Genomic DNA, 12849 nt, shown 5'->3' with positions numbered 1-12849 from the left:
CTATATAACTCACATGATCAAAACAAAACCCAAATTTAGAAAAGAGTCGCGATTAGCGCTACTGCTCGTTTGCCTAAGCACCTTGCACGTACAAAGCTTTGCCTATTCGCAAACTGAAAAAATCGATGTTTCCATCCAGGGCGGAAAGCTGGAAGATGTTTTTCAAACAATCAACGCGAAGAGCAAATACAAAATGTTCTTTAGCAAATCGATCTTACCTGACGCCAAGGTCAATATTGTCGGGAAGAAAATCAGTGTGAAAGATATTCTTTCCCAATCGCTTGCCGGAAGCAACTTAACATGGGAACTATTGGACAACAATATTATCGCTGTAAAGGAAAAACAACAAAATCAACGACAAATAGCAGGACAAGTAGTCAACGAAAATGGAACGCCACTAGCAGGTGTCTCTGTGATCATTAAAGACTGGCAAAAAGCAGAATACCGCACCATGCAAACGAGTACAGCGACCGATGTTAATGGACAATGGGGACTGCGTATCCCGAATGACGATGTTATTATTACTTTTTCTTTTATAGGGTATCAAAAGGTCGAAATTCCAGCAAAACAGCTTATTGCGAGTCCTACACCGATCAAACTTAAGCCTGAAGAAGGTAGTTTGGAAGAAGTCGTTGTGATTGGCTATGGCACAACAACACGCAGACTGAATACCGGCTCGGTTGCCTCAATCACAGCGAAAGATATTACCTCGCAACCGGTAAGTAATCCACTCGCAGCCCTATCCGGAAGATTGTCCGGGGTATTAATCGCTCAAAACAACGGTGTACCTGGAAGTGCCGTTCAGATCCAGATCAGAAATCAGGCCTCACTAAGTGGTACGACCTCTGGATCCATTCCGCTGTACGTTATTGATGGGGTTCCATTTACCAACTTTAACGGCGGACAACCTGCTACGGACAACCTCAATTCCTTTGGAATATCGGCCTCTTCGGGGGGATTAAGTCCGTTCAGTATGATTAACCCCGCGGATATCGAGCGAATTGATGTGCTGAAAGATGCCGATGCCACCGCGATCTACGGTAGTCGGGGCGCCAATGGTGTGGTCTTGATTACAACAAAAAAGGGATCTGCAGGCCGCACCCGTATTGGTGTCAACTTCAATACGGGATTTACTGAGGTCAACCGCTTTATCCCCATGTTAAATCTAGAACAATATCTGACCTTAAGAAAAGAGGCTTTCGCCAATGCTGGCGTGACACCTACTACAGACAATGCCCCCGATCTTATGTTATGGGATCAAAACAAATCGACGGATTGGCAGAAAATGCTGATTGGAAATAAAGGCCATATCACCGACGTTCAAGCGAATATGTCTGGCGGAAACGAATCCACCCGCTTTTTCTTCAACTCCGGATATAGACGAGAAAGTACCGTATTTTATGGTGACAGTAAAAATAGCCGCTTTACCTCCCGCCTAAATCTGGATCACACCTCTTCTGACAAAAAGTTTAATGCCGCTTTATCGGTTAGCTATGCCAATGATAATTCCGATATGCCTTCGTCGGATGTGACATCACTCTACAATCTGGCGCCCAATTATCCCATTTATGGCGACAATGGAAAATACTACTGGTTACCACCAACGACATTTATTGATAATCCGATCGCCCTGCTCGAACGGAAGTACTTTGGCAATACCAATAACCTGATCTCCAATGCCAACTTGAGTTATAAAATCATACCTGGATTAACGGCAAAAGCAAATTTTGGTTATACCATTACCCAATTGAACCAAAATAATCAACGCCCAATCACGTCCTTAAATAATACCGTCACTAACCCGCTTGGTGCTTCCAGCTTCTCCAATACAAAGGCCGAAAATTGGATTATTGAGCCGACACTGGATTATGTGAAAAATATGGGTGAAGGTAAATTGACGGCATTGATCGGAACAAGCTTTCAACAGAACTCGTCCCGCTCACAGACCACTAATGGTACCAATTATTCAAACGATGCACTGTTAGGCTCGCTTGGAGCCGCAGGACAATTTTCCGCAAGTAACAACCTCGTTTATTATAAATATAATGCCGTATTCGGAAAAGTAAATTACGACTGGAAAGAGAAATATTTGTTTAACGGAACTTTCAGAAGGGACGGTTCATCTCGCTTCGGCCCTAAAAATAGATTCGGAAATTTCGGCGCAATTGGATTAGGTTGGGTTTTTGGAAAAGAGGACTTCGTGCAGGATAACCTGCAATTTTTAAGTTTTGGTAAGTTGAGAGCAAGCTATGGATCAACCGGTAACGACCAGATTTCAAATTACCTGTACCTCCCACTATACTCATCAGCAACGGCCTACCTTAACAATCCTTCCATGAACATGGGATCGCTTCCGAATGAATACATTAAATGGGAAACGACCAAAAAATTGGAGTTTGCAATCGATCTGGGTTTCTTAAATGATCGAATTTTGTTTACAGGAAACTTCTTCAGGAATCGCTCTTCCGACCAAATCACCGATTTAGTTTTGAGCACCCAAACAGGTTACAATAGTTACAAAGAAAACCTGCCAGCTTTGATCCAAAATACGGGTTTGGAATTGGAACTGAATACCACCAACGTAACCAATGAAAATTTTACATGGAAAACATCGGCAAACTTTACATTTTATAAAAATAAACTGGTCGAATTTCCTGGAATTGAAAACACCTTCTATGCAAGTAGTTTCTTGGTGGGTGAGCCGCTCAATATGATCCGTTTGTACCACTATCAAGGTGTCGATCCGGCAACAGGAAGAGCTTTATACGAAGATCGCAATGGTGATGGAGCAATTACGGGTGATGACCGCTATGTTGCTGACTTAGGTACGCCATTCTATGGTGGATTTAACAATACCTTTTCTTACAAAGGCTTTGAACTTGGCGTATTCTTTCAATTTAATCACCGGTTTGGCTTAACCAAAATCCTCAATTCAAGACCTGGGGCTTTGGTCAACCAAAACGATTACTGGCTGGACCGATGGACACCAACGAATACCAATACAACTATCCCGGGCGCTATTCTCCCAGCAACTCAAGGAGCTTCAGCGGATGGAGCTGCTTTAAGCAATTCTTATAATCTGTATACCAACTCCGACGCAGTCTATGGTGACGCTTCTTATATTAAATTAAGGTCGGTCAATTTATCTTACAACTTACCGAAAAGCTGGACTTCCAAACTGAAGATGTCCAATTGCAATGTCTTTATGCAAGGTCAAAACCTCTTTACCTGGGCCAAGAACAAATATGTTCTGGATACCGAAACAACCGTTCAAGGCGGGCCTCCGGGTTTAGGAACTGGAACGATTGCTCAAGTACTGCCACCATTGCGTACGATTGTATTTGGATTTAACTGTCAATTTTAAAACTAGAAATCATGAAATTAAACATCAATAACAATATATTATTATTCGCCATCACCAGTGCAACGCTGCTTGTTAGCTCCTGTTCAAAATTTGTGGAGTTGGGTGCTCCTCCAAATCAGGTGCTAGCGGGTGAAGCGTTCGCTACAGACGCTTCTGCAAATAGCGTGATCAGAGGGTTGTATACCACAACATTAAGCATTAATCTTCCTGGAACGTCAACGTTCTATACTGGGGTAGCAGCCGACGACCTTCAGTACAATTCGGCCGACCCCAATACCTCCGAATTCGCGAGTAATAATCTGCTGAATACAAATTATAATGTTGCCAACTTTTGGTACAATACCTATCAGCTTATCAAAAATGCGAATAACGCGATATCCGGTCTCGAAGCATCCACCTCCCTTACCCCAAGTGTAAAGGATCAACTCCTGGGAGAAGCAAAATTTTTTAGAGCTTATGCCTATTTCTATCTCGTCAATCTGTATGGTGATGTGCCGTTACAATTGCGCGATGACCTGCATGCATTTGAAGACGCTGTACTACCGCGGACGCCCGCACAGCAAGTGTACGATCAGATTATTGCAGATCTTAAAGATGCGGAGAGCAAAATGGCACCAACTTATGATGCTACTGCCAGTCCAAGAGGGCGCGCCAATAAGGCTGCCGCCAGCGCTTTACTGGCCAGAGTATATCTTTACCAAAAAGATTATCAAAATGCCGAATCTTATGCAACTAAAGTTTTGCAGTCAACCGATTACGGTATGCCCACACCTGATAAAAACTTTGTAAACTCGAGCAATGAGGTTATTCTTCAACTTGGCAATCAGACTGGAGTAACCACATTCGGTGCTAATTATATAACGACAGCTACAGTGACTCCGGGATACACCCTGCCAGATGCCGTATACAACAGTTTTGAAACCTTGCCAACACCTGATTTAAGAAAGATCAATTGGACAAGTTCAAAGACGGTATCCAATAAAACCTATTATGCCATAACCAAATATAAAGCGTCCTCAGGCGCAGGATCCGAATACCACGTTATGCTACGTTTAGCTGAACAATATCTTATCCGTGCAGAAGCTAGGGCCAAGCTCGGAAAATTAACAGAAGCACGGACGGATCTAGATGCCGTACGCAGTCGTGCGGGCCTTGCGGGACTTAACACAAGCTTAAACCAATCCCAGTTATTGTCTGCTATAGAGACCGAACGTCTCCATGAATTTTTTGGTGAGTTTGGCCATCGCTGGCTCGATCTTAAGCGCACCGACCGCGCTAACGCCGTATTGGCCCCAATCAAATCAAACTGGCAAACGACGGATGTCTTATTTCCGATTCCACAAGCGCAGATTTTAATCAATAGAAACTTGACACAAAATCCAGGATACGAAAATTAAGGAACTAAAAAATCATATATATAATGAAAAGAAAAATCTTGACGGCTGCTTTCGCGTTTGCGCTAACAGCAGCATTTGCCCAACAACCCACAAAAAACAAATACCAACACTATCTGCCTATTATAGAAAAAGGGACGATGGAGCAAAAGGATTCGCTCGCAAATGTATTAATGAGCGAGCTAAAGACTTATAAGTCTGAAGAAGACTACCGCACGACAATCAATATTCTGTGCGCTTTAGGCAAAGAAGATCTGCAAACATCGGTCGAGGCAGTGGCAAAGAAAAAATACCCAAAAGGATCACTAACCCGCGATGCCTTTATAACCAATGTTTTTTACACGGCCAATACACCATTGGCAAAAGAGAAAGCGTATAATGAACTTATAAAAAAGTGGCCGGTTAAGAACTTCAGTGAAGAGCCCCTCACCTACGATTACGTAGTGGCTACTTTAGCACAGAGTTTTGCCAACGACGGAAATGCACAAAAAGCTGTGCATTATTTAGGCGAACTGAAAGAACGATTCTGGCGCGGAAACGGCTATATCCCTGTGGGGCAAATTTTGTTGAGTGCGGGCGACACGGCAACTGCTGCACCGCTCTTAAAAACTGCTATGGATGATAGCTATTATTATTTAACGCTTCCAGAGAATGAAAAAGATAACAAAGCCCGTTTTGCAGGCATGGGCTATGCGAGCTCCATGTCGGCTTATGTCAATATCCTCGTTGCACAGAAAAAATATGCCGAAGCGCTCAATTATATAGAGAATGCTTTAAAAGTTGCTCCAGAACAAGCGGATGGACTTGCAATGGTCTATTACAAATCACTAATGGGTACTGGAAGAAAGCTCGAGGCCTATAATATTCTCACCAAATTATATGCTAAAGGACAGTTCGCCGTCGAAAATGATCTTAAGAAATTGTATACCGAGTTGAACGGTTCTGATCAAGGCTACGAACGTTTTAACGCTTCCCTAAAAACGGAATTAACGCAGAACATCCGCAATCATATCAAGGAAATGGCAGTCTTTAAACCCGCACCTGATTTTGAGTTGCTTAATATGAAAGGTGAGAAAGTCTCCTTGAGCAGCTTAAAAGGAAAAGTAGTGGTATTAGATTTTTGGGCAACCTGGTGTCAACCCTGTGTCCGCTCATTTCCAGGAATGAAAGCTGCACAAGAATCGTATGCAAATGATAAAGATGTTCAATTTCTATTCATGAATACCTGGGAACGCGATAAGAATTACAAAGAAAATGTGGTCTCCTTTATCACTAAAAACAATTATCCGTTTGAAGTGCTTTACGATGATCAAAAAGATCCGCAAACTGGAGAAGTCATGGCGGCGAAATTTGGTGTTAAAGGTATTCCGGCAAAATTTATCATCGACAAAGAAGGCAATATTCGTTACTTTTTGACAGGATCTACACCAAACGTAGACTATATCAAATTAGAAATGAAAGAACTTATTGAGGCGGCTAAGAAACCTTATAAGGGCTAAAAACAAGTCTGCCTCCACTGCGGGGGCAGACATCTTTTACGATCAATACTCTGGTGCTAGACGCCGGTATGTGAGCCATACAGCACATAAAATTGAGCCATCAGCAAAAATAGATCTCGCTCTGCTGCCTTATCTTTGTTGCTATACACTAAGCAGATGAGAATAAGAAAAAACAGCAATAAGTGGCTTCGATTTTTGAAAAGAATAATCCTAGGACTCGCCGTTTTCATCGCTTTCATCGGATTATACATTATGATGCATCCACAATTTGGCAAAAGGCCTTCGGGCGAAAGACTGCAGCGCATACAGCTATCTAAGCAATTTAAAAACGGAAAATTCCGTAATACGAGTCCAACGCCCATGCTCTCACAGCCTTGGACTGTAGCGCTATATGATTATTTTTTTAAGCGTTCGAACGAAACAAGTCCCCAATATAATATACCCACAGTACATGTCGACTGGAAGAAACTACTCGAGCAGTCTCATGGGCTTGTTTGGTTTGGCCACTCCTCCTACTTGCTACATGTAGATGGCAAAAATATCCTTGTAGACCCTGTCTTTAGCGGCAGCGCCTCTCCAATTCCCGGCAGTGTAAAGGCTTTTAAAGGCACGGATGTGTCGATTGTATCGGACCTACCGGCAATCGACTTCCTATTTATATCGCACGACCATTACGATCATATGGACTACAAAACACTAAAGGCATTGCAGCCCCGGGTTGGAAAGGTCATTGTTGGTCTTGGTGTCGGCGCTCACCTTGAATATTGGGGATATCGTCCTGAACAGATTATCGAAAAAGATTGGTGGGATGAGGTTGACCTGGGGGACGGTTTTCAGGTAACAGTCGCTCCAGCACGACATTTCTCAGGCCGTGGTATCTTTACGGCTAATACATTATGGGCTTCCTACGCGCTCAAGACGCCCACAAAGAAACTCTATTTAGGAGGGGACAGTGGGTATGATAGCCACTTTAAAGAAATCGGAAACCAATTGGGACCTTTTGACTTGGCTATCTTGGAAAATGGCCAATATGACCTCAGCTGGAAACATATCCACATGATGCCAGAAGAGGTTGTTCAAGCAGCACATGACCTCAAAGCTTCCGTACTATTTCCTGTTCATTCCTCCAAGTTTGTACTGGCCAATCACGCCTGGTATGAACCTTTAGAACGCATTTCCAAGGAAGCAATACGACAACAACAGCCTTTGCTTACCCCCATGATCGGTCAGGTCATTGACCTCGATCAGCCCCCTTTAACACCTAGCTATTGGTGGAAAAAATAGTACTAAACGACTGAATTGACAGTGGCTGGAGTGATCCCAAACTTTTCCTTGAAAGAGGCATAAAAATGAGAAAGGTTTTCGAAACCGAGATCAAGATAAAAATCAGCAGGCTTTTGACGCCTGCTTTTAATCAGATAATAGGCCTCGGAAAGACGCTTTTCCTGTAGCCATTTTCGGGGTGAAGTCTGAAATATCTTTTCAAAATCACGCTTAAAACTGGCCAAACTGCGTCCTGTCAGCTTGGCAAAGTTTTCAAGAGGTACATTGTACCTGTAATTTTTGACCATAAACTGTTCAAGATCTATCTTATGGGGCTCCGAAAAGTCAAACAGGAGCTCCTTAAGCTGCGGGTAACTCTCCAATAGTAAAGTAATTAATTCATAGATCTTGATCTGTTCCATTTGATGGCTCACACGGTCGCCTGCCTCGGCATAGGGCGTCAGTGATTCAAAATAACTTTTGATAAACAAGTTGCTTTCGAGTACACTGTTAGGCTCGCCCGCATACTTTCTATCCGAATTTAGATGATGATCCATCGCATACTGCTTCAGGCGATTGGCTTGCAAAACTACCGAAACAGATTTATAGATATCATTTTTCGCGGGATACTTAAAAGCTTTGGCCAATTGGTTTTTGCGCGCGACAACGATCTGTCCTTCAGTGGCGACCATTTTGCCTTTCTGATGGTCAAGATGCGTTTCACCGGAAATCTGAAAAAAAACGACGTGTTCGGGAATGAACTGTTCATGACCAAATACTTTCTCAAAATAACAGGAATACAAAAAAGCATTCCCAAAATCACTGTCTTTTATACTCATTTCTACTGATTTAAATCGGCTATATAAAAGGGTTCATACACATCCAATAGGAGCCTAAGCCTAAAGGTAGCAAATATTCAACACGTTTTAAAAAATACGATTGCCGAGAAGCTCAATTTTTATATCCTATAAAGCTCAAGACTAAAACAACCTCAATATTTAAACACGTTAAACTATATCCGAATAGATTGAGCCACTAGAAACATAGCTGCTTCTATTTCTTTGCAGCAAGCCGTTTGCGTATAATACTGACAAATTCGGGCGAGACCCCCAGATAGGATGCAATATAGTATTGCGGCACCCTTTGGGAAATAGTCGGGTATAGTTCAATAAATTCGAGGTATCGATCCGCTGCAGGTTTGGCCATCGTATGGATCAACCTGTTCTGCAAAACGGCTAGCCGGCGCTGAACCAGCATACGAAATACACGTTCAAATTTTGGAATAGTCTCTAATAATCTCTCTTTAGTATCCGGTGTCAGCATTAAAAATTCGCTGTCTTCCAATGTTTCCATATAGAGACTGGAAGGTGTATGATAATGAAAGGATGCAATATCGCTGATCCACCAGTCTTCCACCGCAAAGGCTAAGGTTACTTCAAAGCCATTTTCATCCAAGTAGTAGATCCGCACACAGCCTTTTTGCACATAACCTTCAAACTGACAGATTTCTCCCTCATTCAATAACATGGTCTTCTTGGGGACCTTTTTTGTTGTGAGTATACCCGTGAACTGCGCGATCTCTTCCGCGGTCAACGTAATGCACTTAGACACATTTTTTAGAATATTTTCGTATATCATTGTATTGTTTTTCGTGTAAAAGGCAGTCAGACATATTCACGTAATCAAACATCTTCATGTAATATATAACCTGCACCATAGATACTTTCGATGTGGAGTTTACGATCCATTTGCAACAACTTGCGAAGTCGGGAGATAAAAACTTCCAAACTTTTACCATTAAAGAAGTCTGTATTGCCCCAAAACTTTAAGAGTAAATCTTTTTTGCTGACCAACATATTTTTATTCAAAATCAAGTAATGCAGCAGTTCTGCTTCCCTTACGGTGAGCTTTTGCACCTTTTTCACTTCATTTCCCAGCGTAAACCGCTCCATATTGAGTCTCAAACTGCCAATCTCCAATTCTAGCTGTAAAACCGGATCTTTTTCGGAAGCAGAAGCTACTTTCAATAGATTGCGGATCTTGAGCAATATTTCATCCATATCGAAAGGTTTGGCTATATAATCAACGGCGCCTAAAGAAAGCCCCTTTAATCGGGAGTTGCGCTCGTGAAGTGCTGTCAAAAAGAAAATAGGCTGTCCCGGATTGCTAGCAATTATCCGTTGCGCAAGATCAAAACCGTTACCATCGGGCAGCTGGACATCGATGATCAGGAGTTTGACAGAAACACGCTGAAAATTTGCCCAGCCACCTTCAGCGGTACTTTCCCAAAACACCGTAAGTCCTTTGTAGCGCAGATAGCGCGAAAAAACCTCCCCCAAATCGGGTTCGTCTTCGATCAAAAGAATATCAATCTTGTCTTTTGCCATTGGATGCTGCATTGCCCATGTAAATATAAAAAATCGTACCCGCACTTGCCCGCTCTTCCATATGAATTGCCCATCCCAAACGGTCCAAACAGGATTTGATGTAATATAGTCCCAATCCAAGCCCCGGTTTATTTCCTGATAATCTTCCCCGATAAAATGCTGTAAATACTTTAGCCCGTTCATCAGGGCTTATACCAGAACCATTATCTGCTATTTTAAGACAGTATTGGTCTTCCGTGAACTGCCAGGTAAACCGAATGTACTTTTCATTACTGTCATTAAATTTGATGGCATTGGATACGAGGTTATCTAAGATCGAAAAATAATAATCTTCGTCTAGCTTCATTTCAATGTCAGACATTAATGCTTCGTATCGGAGTTCGATCTCATCATGATACCGCAAGCGAAGCTCATCCAGCAGCTGCTCTGTGAGCCCGTTCAGCGGAAGCTGAACGATCTTTGGCTGTCGTTCCTGTAAGGCCACAGATCCCATAACCTGTTCAAAATAAGCTTTGAGTCGTTTGGCTTGCCTTTCTACGATGCGCCCAATTTGTGCCACCTCCTTATCGTCTTTCCCTGTTTCACGATCGATCAAACTGTGTGCACTGATGAGGATTGTCGTCAGCGGGGTATTGAATTCATGGCGCATATGGTTCAGAAAACTTGTTTTGAGATCGGCAAGCTTGCGCTGGCTGATCCAATTGCTATAAGTCCGGTAACTAAGCAGAACAATGACCGCAATACAGGTCAAAGACAGCAAAAATACGGGTGCCATCTGTTGTACAATCCGCCAGCCCCGATTCTCATAATCTACATATAGGCTATAGGTAAACCGATAGGGACTTGGACTTTTATCACTCACAGACAGTTCAAATACCCGATTATTAACCCCCGTATTTTCTAGCCGACCAGCTATGGCGCCAGCAGGATTATCACGTACCGTTTCATACAACACTTTCCAAACCTTAGCTGTGGAATCGTAAACTTCCAATTTATCAAAATGAAACAGATAAACAAGATCTTTATCAAGTTGCTGTTGCTGTATGATCTGCTGAAAGATACTATCCAGTGATTGTTCTTGCCGCAAGTGTTTGAGAAAAGGTTCCATACATTGCTGAGCAAATTTAGCGGAATCAAATGTACCAGCAGGCACCTTGCTAGACCAAAGCGAAAGACAGGGCACCAATGAAGTCTGAAATATCGTATTCCCACCGGGGAATATCTTATCATCCATTACTGCAGCACCATAGGCATTCTGGATTTGTCCGAGCTGTCCGATCTGGTAATTTCGATCTTCAAGCTTATAGGTATTGAAGATCAGAAAACCGATCAGCAGGGTCAAGATCAGGAAGCTCATACCAAATGCCCAGGGATATATATTTCTATTGGCGCTGTTCATGGGTTAAAAATAACATCTATTTATTGATCCGTGATACCATTAGGCTTTTATTAGGCTTTCATTAGGTTTCTGTTAAACACAAGATACTTCTTGTTGCCTTATCTTTACAGCCTAACAAATTAGCAAATTATGTCCAAAATTTCCCAGACGCTACTCGGTCTATATTGCCTCCTGCTGGGCCACAGCCTGTTTGCGCAAACCAGTTTTTCGAAAAAAATACTTGAGCAGAGCCAGCTCGATTTTGTCAATCTAGGATTTGGTATGTTTATCCATTACGGGATGCCAACTTTTATGGAACAGGACTGGTCCGACCCCAATGCTGCTCTTGAATTGTTTAAATCACCCAAACTCAACGCAGACCAATGGGCCAAAGCGGCCAAATCGGCAAATATGAGTTATGGCTGCCTGACAACCAAGCATCACAGTGGTTTCCCGATCTGGAACACCAAAACTACAGATTATAATGTCATGAATACACCTTTACATCGTGATGTTGTTAAAGAGTTTACTGAAGCCTTTCGCAAAAATGGTCTTCGGGTAATGCTGTATTATTCGATCCTGGATATGCACCAAGGTATACGGCCGCACACCATTACCAAAGCCCATATCCAGCTGATCAAAGATCAGCTGACGGAATTGCTCACCCAATATGGAGAAATCGACGCTTTGGTGATTGATGGCTGGGATGCACCTTGGTCACGCATTTCGTACGACGATGTTCCTTTCGATGACATCTATTATCTTGTCAAATCACTCCAACCAAAATGTTTGTTGATGGATCTCAATTCGGCAAAATACCCCGGTGATGCGTTGTTTTACACCGATATCAAATCGTACGAACAAGGCGCGGGTCAATTTATCTCCAAGGAGCATAACAGATTGCCGGCAATGGCCTGTCTTCCCTTACAGCAAAATTGGTTCTGGAAAACATCGTTTCCGAACACCCCAGTTAAAAACGTCAATGAATTGGTCGAGAAATTTGTAATTCCGTACAACAACGCGTATTGCAACTTTATGCTCAATGTAGCACCAAATAGTGATGGTCTGATGGATCAAAATGCGCTAGAAGCCTTGAAAAAAATCGGCACATTATACAAAAATAAACCCAGCTACAGTTCATTACCAAGTTACCAGGCACCAATAGTCGACCACAATATGGCCAAACAAGTAGCTTCATACAGCAGCTGGAGCGACGATATGAATATCATGGATTTTGCCAACGACGATAACTTTGGCAGCGCCTGGGTCTCCAATCCTGCAGTCAAAGGTGAAGTATGGTATGAATTGGATTTTGAACGTAGTAAAGCTTTCAATAGTGTGGTTATTACCGAAGGAAAAGACAATCCTTCCCAGTATAACTTATCCTATCTAAAAGATGGAAAATGGCATCCTATCGCGGTTACAGCGGTACAACAGGGCCGCATCAAGATCTTCCGCTTTGATGAATTACTGGGACAAAAATTACGCTTCAGCATTAAACCTGAAAAAAGTCATGCGGTCGTGAACGAAATTGGCGTTTATCAGGAGCGTCGACAGCAATAGT

9 protein-coding genes are annotated in these 12849 nt (G+C 42.5%); 5 read left to right on the top strand and 4 right to left on the bottom strand.

The annotated features are described in order from the left end of the window. Positions 1 to 13: 13 nt before the first annotated feature. The 4 genes from VXM68_RS11470 to VXM68_RS11455 all read left to right on the top strand — a co-directional run bounded on the left by VXM68_RS11470 (position 14) and on the right by VXM68_RS11455 (position 7541). On the top strand, positions 14 to 3364 hold the full coding sequence (locus VXM68_RS11470; protein WP_367208802.1) for a SusC/RagA family TonB-linked outer membrane protein: 3351 nt from the start codon (positions 14 to 16) through the stop codon (positions 3362 to 3364). A gap of 11 nt (positions 3365 to 3375) precedes the next feature. Beyond that, positions 3376 to 4761: a RagB/SusD family nutrient uptake outer membrane protein gene (locus VXM68_RS11465; protein WP_367208801.1), complete on the top strand. Its 1386-nt coding sequence runs from the start codon at positions 3376 to 3378 to the stop codon at positions 4759 to 4761. 23 nt (positions 4762 to 4784) lie between these two features. Next, the gene (locus VXM68_RS11460; RefSeq protein WP_367208800.1) at positions 4785 to 6257 is read left to right on the top strand and encodes a redoxin domain-containing protein; all 1473 of its coding nucleotides are present in this window, start codon (positions 4785 to 4787) and stop codon (positions 6255 to 6257) included. A gap of 156 nt (positions 6258 to 6413) precedes the next feature. Next, entirely contained in the window at positions 6414 to 7541 is a 1128-nt protein-coding gene (locus tag VXM68_RS11455) for an MBL fold metallo-hydrolase (protein ID WP_294186829.1), read from the top strand. Positions 7542 to 7543: 2 nt separating this feature from the next. Here the strand turns inward: VXM68_RS11455 and VXM68_RS11450 are convergent, their stop codons facing one another. The 4 genes from VXM68_RS11450 to VXM68_RS11435 all read right to left on the bottom strand — a co-directional run bounded on the left by VXM68_RS11450 (position 7544) and on the right by VXM68_RS11435 (position 11306). After that, entirely contained in the window at positions 7544 to 8359 is an 816-nt protein-coding gene (locus tag VXM68_RS11450; RefSeq protein ID WP_367208799.1) for a helix-turn-helix domain-containing protein, read from the bottom strand. A gap of 214 nt (positions 8360 to 8573) precedes the next feature. Then, positions 8574 to 9158 carry a Crp/Fnr family transcriptional regulator gene (locus tag VXM68_RS11445; protein ID WP_293953414.1) on the bottom strand — a complete coding sequence of 195 codons (585 nt, stop codon included), beginning with the start codon at positions 9156 to 9158 and terminating at the stop codon, positions 8574 to 8576. Between the two features lie 44 nt (positions 9159 to 9202). Next, the gene (locus VXM68_RS11440; protein WP_367208798.1) at positions 9203 to 9907 is read right to left on the bottom strand and encodes a response regulator transcription factor; all 705 of its coding nucleotides are present in this window, start codon (positions 9905 to 9907) and stop codon (positions 9203 to 9205) included. After that, positions 9888 to 11306 carry a sensor histidine kinase gene (locus VXM68_RS11435; protein ID WP_367208797.1) on the bottom strand — a complete coding sequence of 473 codons (1419 nt, stop codon included), beginning with the start codon at positions 11304 to 11306 and terminating at the stop codon, positions 9888 to 9890. The genes VXM68_RS11440 and VXM68_RS11435 overlap by 20 nt, the downstream gene beginning before the upstream one ends. Positions 11307 to 11435: 129 nt before the next feature. Here VXM68_RS11435 and VXM68_RS11430 point away from each other — a divergent pair, with 129 nt between their 5' ends. Continuing rightward, on the top strand, positions 11436 to 12848 hold the full coding sequence (locus VXM68_RS11430; protein ID WP_367208796.1) for an alpha-L-fucosidase: 1413 nt from the start codon (positions 11436 to 11438) through the stop codon (positions 12846 to 12848). Position 12849 lies beyond the last annotated feature (1 nt).

Origin of the sequence: Sphingobacterium sp. R2 (assembly GCF_040760075.1) — a bacterium.
Classification (GTDB): Bacteria; Bacteroidota; Bacteroidia; order Sphingobacteriales; family Sphingobacteriaceae; genus Sphingobacterium.
The sequence above is the reverse complement of the archived record's forward strand: the minus strand, read 5'-3'. Positions and strand labels throughout refer to the sequence as shown.